21 protein-coding genes are annotated in these 22,912 nt (G+C 57.3%); 5 read left to right on the forward strand and 16 right to left on the reverse strand.

Annotated features, from left to right (window positions below):
- Window positions 1-329: 329 nt before the first annotated feature.
- The 3 genes from ASE07_RS23885 to ASE07_RS23895 form a co-directional block, all read right to left on the reverse strand.
- Window positions 330-773 (reverse strand): DUF3280 domain-containing protein, encoded by a 444-nt coding sequence (locus ASE07_RS23885; protein WP_162256944.1) that lies wholly within the window; start codon window positions 771-773, stop codon window positions 330-332.
- Window positions 774-881: 108 nt separating this feature from the next.
- A complete protein-coding gene (locus tag ASE07_RS23890; RefSeq protein ID WP_057293447.1) occupies window positions 882-1,223 on the reverse strand; it encodes a hypothetical protein in 342 nt (113 codons plus the stop codon).
- 198 nt (window positions 1,224-1,421) lie between these two features.
- Window positions 1,422-2,636, reverse strand: a complete 1,215-nt coding sequence (locus ASE07_RS23895; protein WP_057293316.1) for an ABC transporter substrate-binding protein — start codon at window positions 2,634-2,636, stop codon at window positions 1,422-1,424.
- Window positions 2,637-2,819: 183 nt separating this feature from the next.
- On the opposite strand from ASE07_RS23895, the gene ASE07_RS23900 reads away from it, so the two are divergent.
- Window positions 2,820-4,427 carry an AMP-binding protein gene (locus ASE07_RS23900; protein WP_057293317.1) on the forward strand — a complete coding sequence of 536 codons (1,608 nt, stop codon included), beginning with the start codon at window positions 2,820-2,822 and terminating at the stop codon, window positions 4,425-4,427.
- 187 nt (window positions 4,428-4,614) lie between these two features.
- On the opposite strand, the gene ASE07_RS23905 is transcribed toward ASE07_RS23900, so the two are convergent.
- Window positions 4,615-5,283 carry a TetR/AcrR family transcriptional regulator gene (locus ASE07_RS23905; RefSeq protein WP_057293318.1) on the reverse strand — a complete coding sequence of 223 codons (669 nt, stop codon included), beginning with the start codon at window positions 5,281-5,283 and terminating at the stop codon, window positions 4,615-4,617.
- Window positions 5,284-5,573: 290 nt separating this feature from the next.
- Between ASE07_RS23905 and ASE07_RS23910 the strand changes: the two genes are divergently transcribed.
- Complete coding sequence (locus ASE07_RS23910; protein WP_057293319.1) at window positions 5,574-6,629, forward strand: LacI family DNA-binding transcriptional regulator; 1,056 nt, start codon at window positions 5,574-5,576, stop codon at window positions 6,627-6,629.
- A gap of 5 nt (window positions 6,630-6,634) precedes the next feature.
- On the opposite strand, the gene ASE07_RS23915 is transcribed toward ASE07_RS23910, so the two are convergent.
- The 12 genes from ASE07_RS23915 to ASE07_RS23970 all read right to left on the reverse strand — a co-directional run bounded on the left by ASE07_RS23915 (window position 6,635) and on the right by ASE07_RS23970 (window position 19,128).
- Complete coding sequence (locus tag ASE07_RS23915) at window positions 6,635-7,726, reverse strand: glycerol dehydrogenase (protein ID WP_057293320.1); 1,092 nt, start codon at window positions 7,724-7,726, stop codon at window positions 6,635-6,637.
- A gap of 11 nt (window positions 7,727-7,737) precedes the next feature.
- On the reverse strand, window positions 7,738-8,508 hold the full coding sequence (locus ASE07_RS23920) for an SDR family NAD(P)-dependent oxidoreductase (RefSeq protein ID WP_057293321.1): 771 nt from the start codon (window positions 8,506-8,508) through the stop codon (window positions 7,738-7,740).
- A gap of 3 nt (window positions 8,509-8,511) precedes the next feature.
- Window positions 8,512-9,348, reverse strand: coding sequence for a carbohydrate ABC transporter permease (locus ASE07_RS23925; RefSeq protein ID WP_057293322.1), 837 nt, complete (start codon window positions 9,346-9,348; stop codon window positions 8,512-8,514).
- Complete coding sequence (locus ASE07_RS23930; protein ID WP_057293323.1) at window positions 9,345-10,232, reverse strand: carbohydrate ABC transporter permease; 888 nt, start codon at window positions 10,230-10,232, stop codon at window positions 9,345-9,347. The genes ASE07_RS23925 and ASE07_RS23930 overlap by 4 nt, the downstream gene beginning before the upstream one ends.
- Window positions 10,233-10,304: 72 nt before the next feature.
- Window positions 10,305-11,654 (reverse strand): ABC transporter substrate-binding protein, encoded by a 1,350-nt coding sequence (locus ASE07_RS23935; protein WP_082584422.1) that lies wholly within the window; start codon window positions 11,652-11,654, stop codon window positions 10,305-10,307.
- Window positions 11,655-11,703: 49 nt separating this feature from the next.
- Window positions 11,704-12,810 carry an ABC transporter ATP-binding protein gene (locus ASE07_RS23940; protein ID WP_057293449.1) on the reverse strand — a complete coding sequence of 369 codons (1,107 nt, stop codon included), beginning with the start codon at window positions 12,808-12,810 and terminating at the stop codon, window positions 11,704-11,706.
- Window positions 12,811-12,815: 5 nt separating this feature from the next.
- Window positions 12,816-14,339: a xylulokinase gene (gene xylB, locus ASE07_RS23945; protein WP_057293324.1), complete on the reverse strand. Its 1,524-nt coding sequence runs from the start codon at window positions 14,337-14,339 to the stop codon at window positions 12,816-12,818.
- Window positions 14,336-14,617, reverse strand: a complete 282-nt coding sequence (locus tag ASE07_RS23950) for a hypothetical protein (RefSeq protein WP_057293325.1) — start codon at window positions 14,615-14,617, stop codon at window positions 14,336-14,338. The genes xylB and ASE07_RS23950 overlap by 4 nt, the downstream gene beginning before the upstream one ends.
- Before the next feature lie 9 nt (window positions 14,618-14,626).
- A complete protein-coding gene (locus tag ASE07_RS23955; RefSeq protein WP_057293326.1) occupies window positions 14,627-16,105 on the reverse strand; it encodes an FAD-binding oxidoreductase in 1,479 nt (492 codons plus the stop codon).
- 501 nt (window positions 16,106-16,606) lie between these two features.
- Window positions 16,607-17,395 (reverse strand): MetQ/NlpA family ABC transporter substrate-binding protein, encoded by a 789-nt coding sequence (locus tag ASE07_RS23960; RefSeq protein WP_057293327.1) that lies wholly within the window; start codon window positions 17,393-17,395, stop codon window positions 16,607-16,609.
- 37 nt (window positions 17,396-17,432) lie between these two features.
- Window positions 17,433-18,092: a methionine ABC transporter permease gene (locus tag ASE07_RS23965; RefSeq protein WP_057293450.1), complete on the reverse strand. Its 660-nt coding sequence runs from the start codon at window positions 18,090-18,092 to the stop codon at window positions 17,433-17,435.
- Window positions 18,093-18,114: 22 nt separating this feature from the next.
- Window positions 18,115-19,128 carry a methionine ABC transporter ATP-binding protein gene (locus ASE07_RS23970; protein ID WP_057293328.1) on the reverse strand — a complete coding sequence of 338 codons (1,014 nt, stop codon included), beginning with the start codon at window positions 19,126-19,128 and terminating at the stop codon, window positions 18,115-18,117.
- 622 nt (window positions 19,129-19,750) lie between these two features.
- Here ASE07_RS23970 and ASE07_RS23975 point away from each other — a divergent pair.
- The 3 genes from ASE07_RS23975 (at window position 19,751) to phaP (ending at window position 22,816) form a co-directional block, all read left to right on the forward strand.
- Complete coding sequence (locus ASE07_RS23975; RefSeq protein ID WP_057293329.1) at window positions 19,751-21,001, forward strand: putative Na+/H+ antiporter; 1,251 nt, start codon at window positions 19,751-19,753, stop codon at window positions 20,999-21,001.
- A gap of 262 nt (window positions 21,002-21,263) precedes the next feature.
- Entirely contained in the window at window positions 21,264-21,467 is a 204-nt protein-coding gene (locus ASE07_RS23980; protein ID WP_057293330.1) for a cold-shock protein, read from the forward strand.
- A gap of 692 nt (window positions 21,468-22,159) precedes the next feature.
- A complete protein-coding gene (phaP, locus tag ASE07_RS23990) occupies window positions 22,160-22,816 on the forward strand; it encodes a TIGR01841 family phasin (protein WP_235548591.1) in 657 nt (218 codons plus the stop codon).
- Window positions 22,817-22,912: the final 96 nt, after the last annotated feature.

Genomic DNA, 22,912 nt, shown 5'->3' on the forward strand with positions numbered 1-22,912 from the left:
TATCGGCAAGGTGCCGGTGTAAATCACCGGGCTTTGGCCAAGAGCCGGATGAAACAACCGGCGTTACCCTGGGAACAACGTAGCACTTAGCATGCCAGTCGCAACAAGGCTGTCCCTATCGAATATCGCGTCAGCTACCGTACCTTCTTTGGTGTACGGCTCGACATGCTGCTATCGCGTGGATGTTGCGGAGCACCATGTCCTGCTTCGTGAACATGCTGCGAAACGCCTTGTTCCGGCTTGTGCCGATTTCGTGTCACGCTGGTGAAGACCCGTACGGGCACGCTGCGAGGCATAGATACGTCGGCGCTGTCAGACGCTGGCGAGCCTTATCGGTTGCCTTGCTGTTTATCGACCATGCTGCGTACCATGAAATTGATCCCACGTGTCCAGGTCTGGTCAGTATTGCCGCGGATATCGACTGATTTCATCAAGACAGTGGCGCCCGTCCTGGCATCCTTTATCTCGATGTTGAGGTTCAGGATCAGGTTGCTGACCTTCTGCACCCATGCGGTCAGGACACGATCAGCGTTGAGCGCCCTGGCGATATCCAATTCGCAGCCGTTGCAATCATTCAGTTTGAAGCGGCTGCGCTGCTCATCGATCATTGCCTGTACCGGTGCCCGGTCGAGGATCGTATAGAGCTGTTTTTGATGGAATTCGTTGCTCAGCTGTTGGCTGATGATTTCCAGGCGCGCATTCTGGGCAGGCAAGGCAGATGTATCGCCGGTCTCGTCGATCATTTCAAAGTCGAGCATGAGCAATGTCTTCAAAGCAGGATCCGCATGAGCACCCAAAGGTGCCGCAGCCGCCAGCAGCGGCATAGACAAGCGGATTAGCCGGCAGTAAACCGGCAAGCGGGAACCCTGACTGTGCACCGATTACCCCGCGAAGCAGGCAGACTGGGCGGCGTCTTCGATCGCCTTATAGTTCTTGGCCACCTTCTTTACATTCTGCGGATCGCGGAACACTGCACCGCGTTCACCGCCGAGGCTCTGGTATCGCTGGGCAGTCGAGGCCTCGACGTACTCGTCATACTTTAGCTTCTTGGCAATATTGTCTATCGCACAAGAGCATTTGTACAGGTACTCCTGCTTGCCTCCATGATTCTTCATGCATTCGAGCACGTACTCGACGCGGTCAGTCGTCGGGAAATCGTAGGCGTGGCAAGCAAGCGGCGACATGACGGCCATCAACAAGAGCCGCCTAACAGCTTTTTTCATCGTCATCCCCTTTCACTGGGCAGTAAGGCTTCTTTCAATTAGACGAAACCGCTCATATCGGTGTGGCGAGCTTGCATGCCGCCAAGGCGGCGTGCAAGCTCTTGCCGAAGTCGAGGTTAAGCGTGAGCATGTTACATGCCAGAACAAAGAATGCCGGTGCCTATGGGGGTATATCCACGTGTGTGAGATGACGAAAGACTATTTCTTGATCATCGGGCAGTTACCGTCCGCCAACGGACGGAAAGCCTCGTCGCCCGGCACCGTCGCCACGACCTTGTAGTAATCCCAGGGATACTTTGACTCGGCCGGGGTCTTCACCTGGATCAGATACATGTCATGTACCATACGCCCGTCTTCCCGGATTTTCCCACCACGCGCAAAGAAATCGTCAATCGGGAGTTTCTTTAGCGTCGTCATCACTGTAGCCGTGTTGTCTGTGCCGGCGGCCTGCACCGCCTTCAGATACGTAGTCACGGCCGAATAGGTGCCGGCCTGAGCCATGGTGGGCATCTTGCCGACCTCTTTAAAGTATCGATTCGACCATTTGCGGGTTTCATCGTTGCGGTCCCAATAAAACCCGGTAGTAGCGTACATGCCCTGTGCGGTCTCAAGGCCGAGCGCGTGTACGTCGGTCAGAAACAGCAACATGGCTGCTACTTTCTGCTTATCGGTAATCTGAAACTGACGCGCAGTCTTGATCGAATTAATGGTATCGCTTACTGCGTTCGCCAGACCGATTACCTGCGACTTTGACGCTTGGGCGGTGAGCAAGTAGGACGAGAAGTCGGGAGCATTTAGCGGGTGCTTGACCACGCCCATTACTTTTCCGCCCCCTTTTTGTACTTCGTCTGTCACGTCCTTGGTCAATGCCTGTCCAAAGGTGTAATCCACTGCGACCATATACCAAGATTTTCCTCCCTGCTCGACGATTGCCTTTGCGGTGCTCTTAGCTAGCGCATAGGTATCGTAGGTGTAATGCACGACAACCGGGCTGCAGGATTCGCCGGTGATGCCGCTGGAGGCAGCTTCAGTATTAATGATCGCGCGATTCTTTTCCTTCCCGATATTAGCTACTGCCATGTGAACCGCAGTGTTCCCCAGGCCAAACACGACGTCTACCTTTTCCCGATCAAACCAGGTACGTGCAGTCGTCGAGGCAACGTCAGCTTTATTCTGGTGGTCGGCTGACACCAGTTCGACGGGCTTGCCCAGCACCTTACCGCCGAAGTCAGCGATAGCCATTTTGGCAGCCGCAATGGAACCCTTGCCGCCGATATCCGCATACGCGCTTGAGATGTCACTAAGCACGCCAATCTTTACGACGTCATCCGTCATCTTCTGTGCCTGCACCGGCAGCGCGCATAGACCCGATGTGCCTGCGACGGCCAGTAAGTAGCTAACCCGCTTGTTCATGATGCTGTCTCCGTTGAATTGTTGTGGAAAAGATGAGCGTGTCATCAACCAGAACTTTTTACTGGCTGGTAGTAATATACTACCAGTTGGTAGGTTTTGCTATTGACGCGCGGGCGCGCCCCGTGCAATCAGCCGATTCATTTGCCCCGCTTGATCCGCACACCCATAAAAGGAGACAACACCATGCACTGCGCCACGTACCGACAAGGAGAGAAACCCCTGCATGATTACCTGCGCCAGCACGCCTTGGCTTGCCCCGACAAGGCCGCCTTCATTTGGTACGGCGCCGTCATTACCTACGCGGAATTGGACCATCTGAGCGACGCTTTCGCAAGTAAGCTCGCGTCCCTCGGTGTCAAGCAAGGTGACCGCGTTGCGCTGTTCATGCAGAACTGTCCGCAGTACGTGATTGCCCATTTCGGCATTCAAAAACTGGGAGCCGTAGTCGGCCCCTGCGGCCCGCTCTTCAAGGAACATGAGTTGGCATATCAACTGGCCGACCTCGGGGCCGAGGTCATTGTTGCAGCCGATAACCTGTATCCGATTGTAGCGGCGGTGCAAGGGCAAACCGCGTTAAAGCATTGCTTCCTCACCCATTACGGCGACTTCCTGCCGTCCCAGCCGACGCTTGATGTTCCTGAGGAGCTTCGCACGGCCCGGCAGCCAATCTCGGGCACACTCGATTTCCTCGACGCGATCCGAGGCTTGCACGACATGCCGCCGTCTCTCGTGGTTTCCATGGACGACGTCGCCTTGATGACTTATACCTCCGGCTCAACCGGAATGCCCAAAGGCGCGATGCTTTCCTATCGCAACGCGCTGTTCAAGGCATCGGCGGCCGGTGATTGTAACGAGCTAAACGAAAATGACATCCTGTTGGCGATCGCACCGCTCTATCATATTGCCGGCATGCTGATGGGGATCAATCTAACGGTCTATACGGGCGCCACCACGGTGTTGATGTACCGCTTCGATCCAGCCACCGCCTTGCAGGCAATCGACCATTATCAAGTGAGTTGCTGGTACAGCATCGCGACAATGAATGTCTCCGCAATGCAAGTGGAAAATGCGACTCGATACAATTTACAGTCACTGCGCCTGAATCCGGTAACCAGTTTCGGCATCATCCTGACTGAAGCGCTTGCTGAACAATGGCGCAAGTTTACCGGCCGTTGCCACACCTATGAGGCGACTTACGGTTTATCTGAGACCCACACCTGGGATACCTATATGCCGCTGGACGCGGTCAAATGGGGAACGCATGGGAAGCTGGTGCCCGGGGTCGAATGCCGCATCCTCGATCCCGAGAACGGTAACGAGCAGCCAAGCGGGGAAATGGGGGAAATCGTGTTGCGCAGTCCCGGCACGTTCAGGGGGTACTGGAACAAACCCGAAGCGACGGCTGCAACACTACGTGATGGCTGGGTGCACACTGGCGACATGGGAAATCTGGACGCAGACGGTTACCTGACGTTTTCCGGACGCTTTAAGGAGATGATCAAGATCTCCGGCTACAGCGTGTTTCCAGAGGAAGTCGAAACGATTCTGATCAGGCATCCGGCCATCCGCCAAGCTGCGGTCATTGGCGTCGCGGATCCTGTCAAGGGACAGGTTGTGAAGGCGGTGGTGGTGCTGAAGGACGGTGTAGACGTCCTTACCGACGAGGCACTAATTGCATGGTGCCGCGCGAATATGTCGACGTACAAGGTACCCAGGATCGTCGAGTTCCGAGAGTCATTGCCGGCGACCGGGACCGGCAAACTGCTACGGCGCAAATTGGCGAACGCCTGATACCAATCCCGACCTGTAACGTGACAAATGAAATCGATGGATTTTTTTGACTGACAAGGCGCAGGAGGAGTCAATAGCGGGCTATTGACGACGAGTGCAACGCAGGCAGGCAGCTCGGCGCGCCCAGAAAAAGACGCGATCTCATGGTGCGTTATGGGTTGGGATTGGTATGACACACATAAGCGCCCTATCGGGAGCAGGACCGGCCCCGCGCGCGCGTCGTCCGTGGCCGGTCGCCAGCAATGCGCAACAGGATTGAGGTTAGTTGCGCCGCCATGTCTTCCGGAGATATCGCCCCGTCCGGCTTGTACCAGGTGTAAAGGAACCCAGCGATGCTTCCGATGGCGAACGCCGTCAGTTTCGTGTCCTCGAAGTCAAGATCACCATTCTCTCGTCCCTCGTCGAGCAGACTGCGCAGTTCCTTATAAAACTTGCGGGCGAGGTTGCGCACCTCGCGGTCGACTTCGGGATGACGCGTGGCACTTTCACGGTAAGCAAACGTACCGGATTTGAAATACAGGACATTAGCGGTGGCAAATCGTTGCAGCCCTTCCCTCAGCTTTTCCACCGCAGGTCGGGTATCGCTCGCGTCAAAGTGCATGGCCGTCAGGCAGGCATGCGAAGAACGTAGGGTCAGGGTTTCATATATTTCCGCTTTGTTGCTGAAGTAATAATACAGGTATGGTTTGGCAACGCCGAGCTGTTCGACGATGTCTGACATCGTCGTGCCAGCATAGCCTCGCTGGAAAAAGAGCTCTTCGGCGACGGCGAGGATGCGCTCTCGTTTTTGGTCGTGCACATCCTCCATGATCGCCTCGCGATGCTGGCGCGCGCCTCCAACTGGATGGTTCTTCATAATGCCAGGCACATAGGTAGAAGTGGATATCGGGGATTTCCAGCAACTATACCAGTCATGAGAACAAGCTTTTCACTTTGATTCCCTCCCGGGATGAGTGCCGATCTAAGGGAAAGTTTTCGGCTCTTTGCTTCACCAGGATGGGAGTCTCACTTTTGCTGCAAAAGAACTTGCAGTTTTGCTTCACCGTGCGGGTGCCCGCCGAGTAAAATATCCACCTTGAGGCGGTGCTTCTTCCTCCATGCAACGCCCCCTACCCTATCGGCTCGAGGAAGGCCCTGGCCAGACACATGTCCAACGATCACACCCCGGCTGCGGCAACGATCCGCGCCACCCTGAATGATGTCGCACATGCGGCAGGCGTCGATGTTTCCACCGCATCCCGGGTGCTGCGCGGCGTGCAGAAGCAGCGTGTGGCGGAGGAAACCAGACAGCGCATTTTGGATGCGGCCAAGGCACTGGACTACCGGCCCAACTTCACTGCACGCAGCCTGCGCGCGGCGAAAACATTTACGCTGGGTATCGCGGTCCCGCAGCTCGACAATCCGGTGTACTCGCAGATGATTATTGGAGCGGAGCGCGGAGCGCGCGAACGCGGCTATTCGTTGCTGATTGCGCACATCGGAGAAGGATCGTCGGACGAGGATGCGTACGAACGATTAGCTACCGCCAACCGGGTCGACGGCCTGCTGATCACCACGCTCGACGACAACAGCGTCGTGCTGCGGGCGGCGCGAAAAGCAAGGGTGCCGGTCGTGATGCTCAATCGCACCGTCGACGGAATTGAAAATTCGGTCTACTTCGAGAGTGCCAGAGCAGCCAGAATGGCGATGGAACATCTGATCGGCCTCGGACATACCCGCATCGCCCATCTGTCCGGCCAGCTCAACCCATCCACCGGTGTCGGTCGCTTCGCGGGTTATCGCGATGCGCTGGAGCTGGCAGGTATCGCCATTGACCCAAGCCTGGTGGAGGTATCCGGCTATACGATCAAGGGCGGTGCCGACGCGATGCGGGCGGTGCTGCAACGGTCCAGCGCGCCGCCGACGGCGGTGTTCCCGATCACACTGACGGCAGCGGCTGGCGCGGTAATGGCAATCCAGCAGTACGGCCTGCGCATCCCCGAAGATCTGTCCGTCATCACCGTCCACGACGGCGCACTGGCAGAAGCGATGTATCCGCCACTGACGACGGTGCGCATGCCGATCGACCAGATGGGATACGACGGCGCGATTGGTCTGATCGATATTATCGAGGGACGCCGCGACGGCGTATCCGAGGCGTTGCTGCCGCTGGAACTGGTCGTGCGCGGCTCGACCGCGGCGCCGCGGCCGGCTGGCCGCTAACCCAGCTAATCCAGCCCTCGCCCAAGCGCATCGGCGCGGCGGAGGCAATCGGCGACCCGCGACGCGTTCGCCGCAGGACGCAGATTCCCGATATACGGCGCCGCGCATGTCCTTTCAGTGATGCCGTCCAGTTCATCGTCAGTGATGGCCGGCACGTTCATGTCCGCAAAGCGCACAGGCAATCCCAGCTCGCGGCAAAAACGCGCATGCCGTTCCACTTCTTCCAGCGGGCGCTCTTCGGCGATCAGCTGTACGATGGTGCCGAACGCAACCAGTTCGCCGTGCAAGAATCCGCCAAGTACCGGATGCGCCGTGAAGCCGCGTGTCAGCGCATGCGACAACGACAGCCCGCCGCTTTCGAAACCGAGACCGCTGAGCAGGACGGATGCCTCGACCGCGCGTTCGACCGCTTCGTTCGGCGTACCATGGGTACGTACCTGGCGCACTGCTTCTGCTCCGAACTCGATGATCGTCTCGTAGCAGCGGTCCGCCAGAAGGCGCGCCGTCGCCAGTGACGCAGTGCCGAAGAAGTTCTTCCCGCCGGCGAGATGACATTGCTGCGCCTCGAATTTCTTGCTCAGTGCATCGCCCAGCCCGGCGCTGAAGAATCGGGCTGGCGCACGGCTGATGATCGCAGTGTCGACCAGAACCACGTCAGGATTGCGCGTCATGGTCTCGACGCCAGCGACCCGGTGCTGCTCGTCGTAGAGCACGATCAGACGGCTGGTCGGGGAGTCATTGGAGGCGATCGACGGCACGATCATGAGCCGCGCGCCAACCGCCTTCGCGACGCCTTTCGCGGTATCAATGGTTTTTCCGCCGCCGAAGCCTATCACCAGATCGGCGCCGGCACCTTCTTCGGACAGTGCCTGGATCGACTCCTTCGTGCATTCGCCGGCGAAGCGCAAGTGCCGGGCACTGACGCCCGAAGATGCCAGCGCTGTATCCAGCGCGGCGCCGGCAGCTTGCCGCACAATATCGTCCATGACGACAACCGGCGACATGCAGCCGAATTCCCGCAGCAGGCTGCCCAGCTCGGCAATGGCACCCGGTCCCTGAAGATACCGGCCTGGAAAACCTATGGTCTTGACTGTCATTCTTCGTCCTTTCAATTTCCCCAATAGAAATCGCGCCGGCCGCCATCCATGCACACCAGTTCGCCGTTGATGAACGCTGCCTGGTGCGAGCAGAGAAAGACCACTAACGCAGCGACTTCTTCCGGCCTGCAGGTGCGGCCCACCGGGTTCTGCTTGCAGAGCCGTTCACGCATCTCTTCAGAGAATTGCGCAATCAGTTCGGTCTCGACATAGCCAGGAGCAATTGCATTGGCGGTAATTCCAAGTGGGCCGGCTTCCTTGGCGAGCGTGCGCGTGAACCCTGCGATCCCGGCCTTTGCCGCCGCATAGTGTGCCACTCCCGGCCGCCCACCGCCGGTGAAGTTCATCGACGACACATTGATAATGCGGCCGAAGCGATTTACCTTCATCGCAGTCATCGCTTCGCGCGACCACAAAAAGGTGCTTCTCATGTGGACATGGATCATTGTGTCCCAGGCATCAACTGGCATGTCTTCCACGTGGTAGGCCGGCTTGACGCCGATACCTGCGTTGTTGACCAGGATGTCGAGCCGCCCGAAGCGCTCAACGATGCGGGCGACCGTATTCCGTGCCACCGACTCGTCGGCGGCGTCCCCCGGATAGCAGACCGCGTGTATGCCCATGCCGGTGAGTGCATTGACCGCCACCTCCCCTGCCTCGGGGTCGAGTTCATTGAGCACGATAAGCGCCCCTTCCTCTCCCAGTGCACGCGCATCAGCCAGGCCAATACCGCGTGCGCCGCCAGTAATCAGTGCAACCTTGTCCTGCAATCCGAAATCCATGATCTAACCTTTCAGTGCGCCAGCCGCGAGGCCTTTGATGAAATAGCGTGACAGGAACATGAACATGATGAACAGAGGCAACGCAATCAGCGTCGCGCCCGCCATCAGTTCACCCCATCGCGCATCGAAGGTGCCGAGTATCGAGGCGAGTCCGACCGGCAGGGTCTTGTTCGCATCGCTGTTGACCAGCACGAATGAGAACACATAGTCGGTCCAGGACAGCAGGAACGAAAAAATCGCCACGGTGATGATGCCCGGCGCCGACAGCGGCAGCACCATGCGGAAGAAGGCGCCAGCTCGTGAGCAGCCATCGACCATTGCTGCCTCCTCGAGATCGAACGGCATGGCCTTGAAAAATCCCCACAGCATCCAGACGCCCAGCGGAATCGACAGCGTGCAATGCGCCATGACCACGGCGATCAGGTGATCGGCCAGCCCCATGCGCGCGAAGATCGACAATAGTGGAATCGCCAGCAGCAGCGGCGGAAACATATAGGCATACAACATGCTGCCGATGATCAGCGTCTTGCCCGGTACCCGGTAGCGGGTCACGACATAGGCAATCACCACTGACACCAGCAGGGTGATCACCACGACGGCCAGTGCGACCTGCACGCTGTTAGCAAATTGCACCGGGTAATCGGTCAGCTCCAGCAGGTTGCGGTAGGCACTGAATTTCCAGTCGATGTTTTCCGGGATCAGCTTCGGCGGGGCGAACAGGTCGCGCTCGGGCCGAACGCTGGAAGCGATCATCCAATAGATCGGAAAAAAGGACCATAGTCCGAGCAGTGCGGCGGCCACCAGTGTCATGGCGCGCAGGATCAACGGTCGGTCGTTCATTTGTTGCCACCCTTTCCGTCCAGCGGATAGAAGTAGAAGTACACGATGATCAGTATCGAGAGTACGGCGAACGAGAGCGTGGCGACTGCCGCCCCGCCCCCGACGTCATACTGCAGGAAGGCCTTTCGATAAGCCATGACCGGCAAATGCTCGGTGGCCGACAGCGGTCCGCCCTTGGTCATCAGCCAGATGATGTCGAACTTGTTGAACATCCAGATACTGCGCAGGAGGACGATGACCATCAGCATCGGAACCAGCATCGGGATGGTGACATGCCAGAACCGCTTCCACGGCCCGGCGCCATCGACACGCGCGGCCTCATACAAGGATTTAGGGATGGTCTGCAAGGCCGCAAGAAACGAGATGGTGACGAATGGTGTCCAGGTCCAGACGCTGGCGACCACCACGACCAGCATTGCCATCGTCGGGTCTTCGAACCATGCCGGTCGACCAAATCCCAATCGCTCCGCCCACACGGTAAACAGTCCGAGGCTGCCATCCAGAAGCCATTGGAAGGCAACTGCGACCACCACTGTCGGCAGCAGGTAAGGCAGCACCGCAAGGCCGCGGATTACCGGACGGCCAAAGAACGGCTGGTCAAGCAGCAGCGCACAGGCGATGCCGAGCGTGACCTGCAGCAGGATGGTGACCACGCTGAATGTGATGCCGATTCCGAACGCTCGCCAGAAACCGCTTTCTCCCAGCATGCGCAGGTAGTTTCCAAGCCCGACCCAGGTGCGCTCGGAGACGAAGGACTCCGAGCGATAGAAGCTCAGCTGGATCGCGTGCAGCACGGGAAACAGGATCAGGACCAGCGTGACGGCGACGCTGGCGACGAAGGCGACCAGCAGTAGCTTGTCGCTGTTTGTGCGAAAAGAGAGCATAGATGTTTGAACCTGGCTGCGTGAATTCGCAGGCCCGCTGCGCGGCGGCGCTGCGGGCCTGGCAGGTGGTTGTCAGAGCACGGTCCGGTATTTCGCTGCCATGACATCGACTGCCTCTGTGGCCGGCATGTTCTTGTACAAGACATTCTGGACCGCATCGCAGATGGCAAACGTTTCGAACATCTTCCCAGGCCGCAGATCGATTTCCGGACCTTCGGTATCGATAGATCGGATCACCGCGTCCTTTCGGGTCAGTATGCTCTTCATGAACTCGACCAGTTCCCCATGCTTCTCGATCAGCGGATGCGCACGCCAGCGGCTGTCGTCATAAACATCCATTCGCGGCGGCTGCATGTGCAGCGGCGCGGAGTGCAGGAAATTGATGTAGTGGTTGTCGACGAACCATTCCATGAACTTCAGGGACTCTTCGCGCATCGGCGTGTTGAGTACGACCCAGCCATCGTAGCCGTGGTTGACGGCCTGGGACTTGCCGGCCGAGTCCGGGTACATGAAGAATCCAGTCTTGGCGACCAAGTCCGGTGCCTTGTCCTCCAATACCTCAATCAGGCGTCCGGCATACGGCGCGTGCGCGATCTGTCCGCCGGAGTACTGGCCAAGCACTGTTCCAAACAGGGCTTGCGTCATTCCCTGCGGCATGGATGGCGCCATCTTTTTCATGAACTCGAGATAGCGTACGACCTTCGGCTTCATCTCCGCATTGTCGACGATCAGCTTGTAATTATTGTCCAGCATGCGCACCCCGTCCGCCCACATGTACCCGATGGACATCCATTGGGCGGCGGCGTTCGAGCCTACCGGGTGGCCTACGCCATACTTGCCGCCTTCCGTCAGCGCCCTGCAATTTTCCGCCATCTGGTCCCAGGTGGTCGGGACCTTCAGTCCTTTCTGCTGGTACAGATCCTTGCGGTAGTACATCCAGCAGAAGTTGTAGTCGTACGGATACCAGTAATTTTCGCCCTTGATGGGAAACAGGACGTTCGGTCCCCACTTGTGACGCTGCACCAATTTGGTCAGCGGCACCAGTTTGTCTGCCTGCTGCAGCAGCAATACATGGCCGCCGAACGCGAGCGTCCCCACGTCATAAGAGGTGCCTGCGGCAATTGCGCTCTGCAGCTTGTTGTATGCGTCGTCCGGCGGCACCGTATCGATGACCACCTTGATACCCGTTTTCTTCTCGTACTCTGCTGCGGCAACCCGTAGCGCCCGTACCGATTCGCGCCCCGGCTCGGCATTCAGGAAACGCAGGATCTTGGGCTGCGCAAATACCGCTGGCGCACCGACGGCCATCAGCGCCGCTCCCGCAGCCGCTGACTTCAGCACGCTGCGCCGGCTGACCGGTGGCTTCTCCTGGGCAAGACGGCATTCCTCTGCCAGCAAATCGTTCTGGTCACGCTGAGTCATTTTTTGTCTCCTTTGTTAGTGTGATGAAATGAACTGCTTGCCACTACGGTTACGCCATGTCCAGATTCACTCCCGATGCGGCGTCAAACAGGTGAATGCGGGAGTAGTCCAGACTGATGCACGCACGATCGCCTGGATGCACATCGTTGCGTCGGCCACCGAGGACGCGGATGCGTGCCGATGCTGCGCCTTGCGCACCGGCGCCAGACGTCTCCAGCATGATCAGCGTCTGCGCGCCGAGTTGTTCGACCAGGACCACCGTCGCTGCATTGCCATTGGCTTCCTCACCGGTCATGCGCGCGTGCTCCGGCCTGAAGCCCAGCACAACTTCGCTATCCGGACGCGCCTTCGCAGGCGGGGCATCGACCGGGACCTGCAGACCGGGAGCATCGAATATCAAGCGTCCGGCGCTGGTACGCAGCCGTCCCTTGACGAGATTCATTTCGGGCGCGCCGATGAAGCCTGCCACAAAGAGATTGGCTGGCCGGTCGTAGACCTCCAGTGGCCGCCCTACTTGCTGTACCTGGCCCTGGTTCATGATCACAATGCGGTCGCCGAGCGTCATCGCCTCAACCTGGTCATGGGTAACGTAGACCATGTTGGTGGCGACGCGCCGATGCAGTTGGGCGATTTCTTCCCGCATGCGGATGCGCAGCTTGGCGTCGAGGTTAGACAGTGGCTCGTCGAGCAGGAATACCTCCGGCGAACGCACTAATGCGCGCCCAAGAGACACACGTTGCATCTGACCGCCCGAGAGTTCGCGCGGCTTGCGGCCGAGGAGGTTTTCGATGCCCAGCATCTCTGCCGCCCAGCGCACCTTGCTTTCAATTTCGGCTGTCGGCACCTTTCGCATGCGCAGCCCGAAAGCAAGGTTTTCGCGCACGGTCTTGTGCGGATACAGCGCATAGTTCTGGAATACCATCGCGATATTGCGTTCCCCGGGCTGCAGTCGGGTGACGTCACGGCCGCCGATATGGATGGTTCCGCTGCTGACTTCCTCCAGTCCGGCCAGCATCCGCAGCGTGGTCGACTTGCCGCAACCGGACGGTCCGACAAGGACGACAAACTCGCTGTCGGCCATCTCGAGGTCAAGCTCATGCACCACCGCCTGCTCGCCGAAGCGCTTGCACACTCTGGAAAGAACGATCTTGTTCATCGCGCTCATCCCGTTATGCGTGACAGAGCATGGTTGACGTTCGCCAGGCCGGCCTGTGCTTCCTTGTAGACCCCGAACAGGCGATCGTAGAACGCGACGTTGTCCGGGTCGGGAGTCGACCTGTCGATGACTTTTGCACAAGCAGCGGCCGCTGACAATTCATCGCTGAATACCCCAATACCCACGCCGGCAAGCAGGGCGGCGCCGAAAGAGGCATCGGTAGTCTCCGGCAGGAGAATTTCGACATTCAGCACGTCTGCGACGATCTGGCGCCAGGTCGCGCTTTTCGAGCCGCCCCCAATGATGCGCGCCGTGCGGATATCCATTTCCTGCGCACGGAACTGGTCGAGCACATCGCGCAGCGAGAAAGCGATTCCTTCATAGATCGCCCGCGAGAAATGCGCCTTATCGTGCCGGAACGTCATGCCGACGAAGTCCGCACGCAGCATCGGGTCCCAGTACGGTGCCCGTTCGCCCTGCAGGTAAGGATGGAAGAGCAATCCCTCGGCACCCGGGCGCACGGTGGCGGCGAGCCGGTCAATTTCGGCGAACGCGGCGCTGCCGCTGGTACCGGCCCCCATCATGAAGCGGTCGCGGAACCAGCGATGTGCCGATGCGCAGCTATTGGTCCCTGTGATGGTGTACCACAGCCCCGGCACGGCAAGCGGATAGTTGATCAATGTCGGGTGGACCCGCGGCTCGCGGCTCACCACACTGATGGTGCCGGCAGTGGCAAGCTTGACAGTGCCATCTCCCGGACGGACCGAGCCCGCACCGAAGGTCTCGATCGAGGTATCTGACGTGCCGCAGACTACCGGCGTGCCTTCCGCCAACCCGGCGGCACGCGCCGCTGCCGCCGTCACCTGGCCCACGATGGTGGTGGGTGTCACCAGCGGCGGCAGCGTGGCGATGTCCCAGTGCGCCATGTCGCACAGTTCCGGCGACCATCTGTCGTTCGCTGCATCGAATAGCAGCGTACCGACCGCTTCGGTGCGGTCGGTCTCCCAGGTGCCCGTCAGACGCGAGCGCAGCCAGTCCTTGGCAACATAGACACGCGCAGTGCGACGCACGGCGTCGGGTTCATGGCGTGCGAGCCAGAGGAACTGTGGCAGGGTCCAGGTCGGCGCAGGCCGGTTCAGCCCGATGGCGAGGATGCGGTCTCCGTATTTCTCCTGCAGTTCACGCGACTCGGCGCCGCTGCGCTGGTCATTCCACAGAATGGCGGGCCGCACCAGTCTGCCCTGTCCGTCTTCCAGGACCGGGGTGTGTGCACCGGCGCTGAAGGAAATGGCGGCAATCTGACCAGCGGTCAGACCCGCTTCTTTCAATGCCATCGGTACGGTGGTGCAGACCGCCTTCCACCAATCCTCCGGGTCCTGCTCACTCCAGAGCGGATGGGGCGAATGGGTAACGATATCGACCGCCGCGCTGCCGCGGACACGCCCCGAAGAATCGATGATCATGGTCTTCAGACTGCCGGCGCCGATATCGATGCCCATCAGGCAGGTCTTTTCAGGTACGGCGCTCATGTCTCAATCCTTTCGGCCAGCGCCGCATCGAGCGTGGCGGGGATATTCAGGCCGTAGGTGCAGTGCCCTACGCTGGCATTGGCGGCGTCTCGCCTGCCAAGCGCAGTCCGCGTGTCAATGTCGAGCGGCAGACGGCCGTCGAGCACCGCCAGGGTGATCAGCGACAGCGCCGAAGGGGTCTGTGATTCCGTCTGTACTGCGTCGTTATCAGCATAGCTCGGCCGGCAGGTGTTCGGACAGTAGGCACAGGTTGTCAATGTGGCGCGATGTTCGTTCATGGTATCTCCTCAGGATTGCCAGCCGGAGCCGGGCGGCTGGCGCAAGGCGAGCTTTCCGGGATTGATCAGGTTGTCGGGATCGAGTCCATCCTTGAGAATTTGCAGCAACCTTAAACCCTCGTTCAGTTCGGCGCGAACATAAGGGTTCCGGAACAACCCTGCTCCATGGTGGTGAGCAACCGATCCGCCCATGTCCAGGCACAGCTGCTCGATCCGGTCCCATGTCTGCCGGTGCAGGCGGAGTGCCTCTTCCTGCGGCATCGGCGGCAGGCGGATAGTCATATACTGGCAGGCACCTTCCGGATAAATATGTGACCAGTGCGCGCCGAAGTGCATGTCGGGATGGATGGACTCGGCGGCGCTACGCATTGCTGTGTACATGTCGTGCAACCGGGTCCAGGTTCCCGTCACCTCGATCGTGTCCATGTAATAGCCTTCGCTCTGCCACTTCGTCGAGTAGGAATGGAAGCGCGTCGCATCCCAGTGCTCGTAAGGCGCATTGCCGGCCACGACAGCTCCGTGGCGGGCACAGATGGCGAGAGACAGACTGCGCTCGACCATGGCCAGGTCGCGCTTGCCGGCAAACTTCATGATGCAGAGGATGGGATGACCTGCGAACTCCGGCATGCCTTCGGTGCGCTGCGCGCTTTCCTTGACGTCGTACAGGCGAATGACCTCCGGCCGCAATTCTGCCTGTAACACCTCGCGCAATGCGCTGAAGCCTTCGGCAAGGCTGGGGAAAGCCAGCACCAGCGGGCTCGCGAACTCCGGGCTGCGCCAGACACGCAGCGTGACCTCGGTGATGAAGCCGAACACGCCTTCGGAACCAACCAGCAGGTCCTTGATGCTCGGTCCGACCGCACGGCGGGCCACCGGCCTGACGTCGAGCGGTCGTCCGTCGGGCAAAATCGCCTTCAGGCCAATGACCATGTCTTCAATCTTGCCGTAGCGGGAGGACGCCTGGCCGGCGCCCCGGCAGGCGACCCAGCCGCCGACCGTCGACATGGCAATCGATTGCGGCAGGTGACCGGCAGTAAAGCCCTCGCGCCGCAATTCCTCCTCAAACTGCATGCCGTTCATGCCGGCCTGGACCGTTACCGTCCCGTCGATCTTGTTGAGTTCGACGATGCGGTTCAGGCGCTTGAGATCCACCACGACCTCATTGACGAGCGGCACCGTGCCGCCAAGCACGCCCGATCCCGCGCCGAAGGGAATAAGACGGAGCTGCTTGCGGCGCGCGTATTCAACAATCGCCTGCAATTCCTCCGTGTTGTGCGGGGAGACGATCGCCGAAGGCAGCGTGCCGGGAAGATTGCCGGCACGCAGTTGGAAAAGGCCGTATGGCAGGCGGTCGCGGCTGTAGGCGTAGCGATCCGCCACGCCTGTCATCACATTGGCTTCGCCAACGATCGCTGCAAAGTCGGTAATTGCTTCTTTGCCAAGTGGCGATTCGTCCGTTGCCAGCGTCGCTGGAGCTGTCTGAATCATTCTGTTGGTTCCTTAATCAAGCAAAACTTGGTTGAACAAACGATTGTTCATTGTGCTTAGATTGGAATTTACTGTCAACAGTTTTGTAATGCGCAACAAATTGCATTCATGCAAGACAAGGCCCGTATGCGAACCAACTGCCAAAGAACGGCATTTCTTTCGCAGTTCAAGCCGTCAAATGCAAGTCGAATAACAACGTATTTCGCTAGCTGACAGATGGAGGAAAGAAATGAATGATTACCGACTGCTTGAAATAGGGAAGAATTTCAACCAAGGCAGTGATAGGCAGGAGTAGAAAGCGGATCCGCTTCTATGTCTGAAACGCAATACGTCTGCCGAAGCAGATGGCGTATCTCTACGCAAAGCTTGCGTCCGTTGAGGAACATGCAACATCTCAATGGCAAGATGGCTTTGCCATGAGCGAATAGCTGAGTTTTATACGAAGCCTTTGGCGGAATGAAGTGCCGCTGGCTTCGTATCAACACTTAATTGGTCAGCAGATCAAAAAGCCGGAACCACGGCGCCCTTGTATTTTTCTTCAATAAACTTCTTCACTTCCGGCGAGTTCAGTGCGGACGCCAACTTCTTGATTGCCTCGCTGTTCTTGTTATCTTCACGAGCCACCAATAGGTTGGCGTAAGGAGAATCGCCATTCTCGATGAAGAGTGAATCCTTGACCGGGTTGAGTTTGGCCTCCAACGCATAGTTGGTATTAATAAGCGCCAAATCTACCTGGTTCAGTACACGCGGCAGGGTCGCCGCTTCAAGTTCACGGAACTTCAAGTTCTTAGGGTTGGCAACGATGTCCTTTTTAGTCGCAGAGATGTTGCCCGGGTCCTTCAGCGTGATCAAGCCATGACGTTCCAGCAGCAGCAGCGCCCGACCAGAGTTGGATGGGTCGTTTGGAATGGCGACGGTGGCGCCTGCCGGCAGGTCCTTCAGTGTCTTGTGCTTCACCGAGTAGCCAGCGAAAGGCTCGACATGCACCTTGGCGACAGGCACTTCGATGTCATTCTTGTGCCCCTTCTTGAATTCATTCAGATAGGGCTGGTGCAGGAAGAAATTGCCGTCAAGGCGTTTTTCGTTAACTTGCACCGCCGGTTGCACGTAGTCGGTAAAGACCTTGACCTGCAAGTCGACACCTTGCCTGGCCAACTGTGGCTTGATGAACTCCAGGATCTCGGCGTGTGGAACCGGCGTGGCAGCAATGGTCAGCTTGTCGGCAGCATAGGCAGATGGCTGAGCCAGAACGAACGATGCTGCAAGCAGAAATGCAAATTTGAAACGCATGGGAACTCCTGTTCTTTGAATGTTGTTGGGGAACGATTTATTTTCGGGTGAACTTGCGCACTAAGCGGTCGCCGCCTGCCTGCAGCAGTTGCACCAGGACGACAAGGATCGACACGGTGACAATCATCACGTCGGTCTGGAAACGTTGATACCCGTAGCGCAGCGCCAGGTCGCCAAGACCGCCGCCACCGACTACGCCGGACATTGCGGCATACGACACCAGGGCAATCGTAGTGACAGTGATTGCTGCCATCAGTCCGGGCAAGGCTTCCGGTAGCAGGGCTTGCAACACGATTTGGTGAGTCTTTGCGCCCATCGCCTGGCAAGCCTCGATCACGCCGCGGTCAACTTCGCGTAATACGTTCTCCACCAATCGTGCGAAAAAAGGCGTGGTGCCGACGACCAGCGGGGGGATAGTGCCCTCCACACCGAGCGAGGTTCCAGCCAGCACCAACGTCACAGGGATCATGACGATCAGAAGGATAATGAAAGGTAGGGAACGCAGCACGTTCACGACGAGCGATAAGGCCGTGTACACGCCCGGCTGCTCGAGTAGCTGGCCACGCCCGGTCAGGAATAGCAGCACGCCCAGCGGCAGGCCAAGCAGGACCGTGAATACCAGCGAGAAGCCGGTCATGGTCAGCGTATCAAGGGTGGCTTGGGCGATATCAACCCAGTCAATGTTGGAAAAGTCCATATGGTTCATCAATTCAGCAGCTTCAATTCAATACCTCGCAGCGAATATCCAGGCGCTGAAACAACTCTTGCACCTTGGCGAATTCCTCTGCTTCTCCACCGATTTCCACGAGCATCTGCCCAAAGGGTGTTTTCTTGATCCGCGACACCGCACCTTGCAGAATAGTGATGGTGGCACTAGTCTGCGCGGCCACGACACTGAGGAGCGGCTGGTAAGCCGCATCGCCGACATAGGTAAGGCGCAGGCGACGGCCATTGCCAGTCATCGCACGCTGACCATCCAACGCAAGGTCATCGTAGGTATTTTCGGCCACCAGGCTTTTCGTGACCGCATGCCGCGGATGCAGAAAAACTTCTTTCACTTCGCCGGTTTCTACTATCCCGCCTGAATCAATCACTGCGACGTGGTCACAGATACTGCGGATGACGTGCATTTCATGAGTAATGAGCACAATAGTCAGCCCGAGCCTGACATTGATTTCCTCAAGCAGTCCAAGAATAGACTGTGTGGTTTCAGGATCGAGTGCGGACGTCGCTTCATCGCAAAGCAGAAGCTTGGGTGCATGTGCAATTGCGCGCGCAATGCCTACACGCTGCTTCTGTCCGCCGGAAAGCTGCGCTGGATACTTGTGCTTGTGCGCTTGAAGGCCAACGAGTTCGAGCAATTCATCGACACGTTCTGCACGCTGTGCCTGGCTATAACCGCCGGCAAGCTTGAGGGGAAAGCCGATGTTGTCCAGGACCGTCTTCGACGATAACAGGTTGAAGCTCTGGAATACCATCCCTATGCTTTGGCGCACTCGATTAAGTTCTGCCTTATCCAGCTGCGTGATGTCCCGTCCATCAATGTAGATCTTGCCTTGTGTCGGTCTTTCGAGCAGGTTGAAGGTGCGCAGCAATGTACTTTTTCCGGCGCCGGAACGTCCAATGATGCCGAAAATTTTACCCTTGGGGATATGCAGGTTCACATTGGCCAGAGCGCTAACGGTGCGGCCGCCGGAGGAATACGTCTTGTGGAGTGCTTCAATATGAATCATGGAAGGTGTAGCGTATGACTACTTTATTACGTATGGCCACGAGGATAATGATTCCGTCGCGAATTGCGAACGAAGTAATTCCAATTTGCATATGCTCAGTGCGAACGATAGCCAGGAAATAGGTTCTTCAAGCACCGCACACAGAACAAAGATCAGCGCGCCGGTATATTGACGAAATATTCTTCCAAATTCGAGATTGTTCTCGGATTTACACTGCGCACACGGCCACGGCGGCTACGGCAATAATCACCCCTTGCAGCATCAGGCATCCGGCTTTGCGCCCGGCTCCGAAGATCGAGAACGTATAGATCCGAGTCATTTGCCTTGGGGCTTTGCCAACACCGGCGTGATATACTTTTTAAGGGTGCTCACACAATTACGTGTGGCAGGTTGTGCGACGGTCGGGCCGCCTCGCGGCTTTTCTACGACCTATGACCTATGACCGCATCCACGTCCATCCAACCTCGTGGCGCTAGCCTCTCCAGCGCATATCTCTTCGGCTGTGTCCCACATTCGCTTGCGGAAAGTTGGAAAACTTCTTCCCTTTCGCAAAGTTCATCGTACCGGGATACCGGTTACGAGGGACTGAAGTCGGTCCGAGCATATATCCCTTGCTAAAAAAATGGAAAACATAAACGTTATCGCAGCGGTCATCTTCGCAATTGCCCTTGTTCACACTTTCGCGGCAAAGTCTTTTGAGCGGATTGCCGACAGGAGCACGAAGCATGCAGGCTTGTTTCATCTACTTGGTGAAATTGAAATCGTATTCGGACTATGGGCCTTTGTCCTTATCGTGATAATGGCGATGCTCATGGGAGGTAAGGAGGCAATCGACTACGTCGAGTCGCGCCACTATACGGAGCCCTTATTCGTCTTCGTCATCATGGTCATCGCAGCCTCGCGGCCAGTTCTGGAAGCTGTGAAGTCGCTGGTTGCGGCGATTGCAAAGCTGTCTCCGGTCAGAACAGCTGTCGCTCAGGTTTGGCTCTGTCTTGCCCTGGTGCCCCTCATCGGTTCGCTAATTACTGAACCCGCTGCAATGACGCTCGCTGCCTTAATGTTGGCGCCATTGGTATTTAGGCCTGGCATTCCCGAATGGCTCAAGTACGGCGCATTGGGTGTGCTCTTCGTGAACATTTCCATCGGTGGGACACTGACATCTTTCGCCGCACCGCCAGTGCTAATGGTAGCTTCCACCTGGGGTTGGGACAGTGCGTTCATGGCATCAAACTTTGGCTGGAAAGCGGTCGCCGCCGTCTTCATCAACGCGACAGTAGTCACCTTCCTGCTTCGCTCGCAACTGTCCGACCACGTCCCCACTGACAACGAGAAAAACAGGGTCAGCGTTCCGGCCTGGGTGAGCGGGATTCACCTTGTTTTCCTGGCATCTGTCGTCGTCTTCGCCCATCATCCGGTGGTTTTCCTGGGTTTCTTCTTGTTCTTTTTGGGCTTCACGCATGCTTATGGCGAATACCAAAACCCCTTGATTCTCAAGGAGGGCCTGCTCGTAGGATTCTTTTTAGCCGGTCTCGTCGTGCTCGGGGGCATGCAGCAGTGGTGGCTTCAGCCGATTGTCTCGAGCCTTGAGCCGACTGCGTTATTCTTTGGCGCACTCGGTCTGACGGCAATCACCGACAACGCTGCACTGACCTATTTGGGGTCACTAATAGAAGGAATGACCGATCAGGCAAAGTACATGTTGGTCGCAGGAGCCGTGGCTGGTGGTGGACTCACCGTGATTGCCAATGCACCTAATCCTGCAGGCGTGGCTTTGTTAAGGGATGGCTTTAACGATGGAGCAATTGGAATCGGCGGGCTGCTGGCTGGGGCGATTCTGCCAACTGTTGTTGCAGCCCTGCTCTTCCTGCTCTGATTTGCAGACGGGCAAGGCCCATCGCTATGGGTGCTTCCTGAGACATTGATAAAAACATTTGTGATTACGGTGCAATAGATATAGATTGACCAAGTAACGGTGAAGCAAAGATTCGCTTGTCTCTTTGCCCACTTAAGTTAAACTCCGTTCCATCGAGGCGAAACAAGCTACGATTAGCTCGATATATCAGCTCCTATGCACACGAGAAACGAGTGGCACAGTGCAGGAGCATTTCAAACAGTAACTAGGAAGAAATGCAATTATGGCAACAGGTACAGTAAAATGGTTTAACGATGCAAAAGGCTTTGGCTTCATTACGCCAGACCAAGGTGGCGAGGATTTGTTTGCTCACTTCTCGGCCATCAATTCTTCGGGCTTTAAGTCCTTAAAAGAAGGTCAAAAAGTATCGTTTGAAGTCACGAGTGGCCCAAAAGGTGCGCAGGCGTCTAACATCGTTCCGATGTAATTAGACTTTCCGGCAAGTCCTGGTCCGAAGTGCGTGACCAGGGCTTTATCTTCAACACTTCGCTCCCTCATTCAAACATGCAGGTCGATTGCACAAGTGTTGTGCCACTGACTACTGCAAGGCGCCTACCCGATCGCCTCTAACGCTGCTGCAATAGCACATCCGCTTTCGTTCCAAGTACAACGATCCAGCACAAAGCGGCCCGCGTACCCTCTTACGGGTCCGGACCGATCTACCGCCAAGTAGCGTTCACTAATCAAGAATAAAAACAATGCCTTCTTAAGGCAGACCGCGACCCAGATACTCTCCATACGAGAATAGAGCTGCATGACTCCTGGCTGCTCTGAAGAATAACGGGTTAGAGCCCAGGTCGCGTACCAGTTTTGATACATATTCTTACAATGGTTCCAAACCTCGGCGATTAATTTTCAAGTCGTATGCTCCGTGTAGGGCCGACCCCGAGGGTAAGAATTATCCGTTGCGGACAATGCAGATCCCATCTACTTTCGGCAGTCTTTATCAAGCGGTGAAATTAACACGCAGCAATCCAAAATGTTTCCTTATTGCATTGCACAATAAAAACGTTGAAAGTCTCTACCATCCCTCTATACTGCGCATCTTGCACTGCACAACTCCAGTTTAATTCAGTCATTTTTCTGATCCTCGCCTTAAGGAATAAATCGATGTTTCCCATGAACGACCAATTCGCTACTTTCTTCAAAACCTTGCAGCCTGCGAGTACGCAGTTCGCCAACACATTCCAGACATTCCAGAATATGGGTCCGGCCAATGAGCAATTCCTAGGCACGTTCAAGGCTAGCGCTGAAAAGCAATTGGCGTTCTTCAATACCTTAGCCGAAACTGCCATCGACAGTGTGAGCAAACTTGCCGAACTCAACCTTACTGCTTGCAAGGCATCGCTGGAAGAATCAAAGACCGTCACAACTCAGTTCCTTACGGTGAAGGAACCGCAAGAAGCACTGCAGTTGCTCACTGCACTGCAGCAGCCAACACTGACGAAGGTCACCGCGTACAACCGCCATCTCGCCGATATCGCATCGGGTGCGCAAACTGCCCTTTCCGCAGCCATTCAGGAGCAGGTGAAGGAAACGTCCCGTCATTTCACCGAAGCCGTTGATGGCGCGGCTAAAAATGCACCAGCCGGCTCCGAAAACGTCGTGGCAGTCATGAAGGCCGCGATTGCCAATGCCAACGCAGGTTACGATCAGTTCAACAGAGCAACACGCCAGGCAGCCGAAGTCGTTCAGGCCAACGTTGCAGCCTCCGCTGACCAGGTCACCAAGGCGGCTGAACAGGTAACCGGGACTGAGGCGCGCGCTCGCAAGTAAGTGCTACGCCGAAGGCAAACAAGGGCCGCATTGCGGCCTTTTCCTTTTATACCAGTAGAAGCCTAGTGCATCATCGTGGCCAGGAGATGGTTCGCC

This window comes from Noviherbaspirillum sp. Root189 (assembly GCF_001428545.1).
In the GTDB taxonomy this organism is placed as follows: domain Bacteria; phylum Pseudomonadota; class Gammaproteobacteria; order Burkholderiales; family Burkholderiaceae_D; genus Noviherbaspirillum.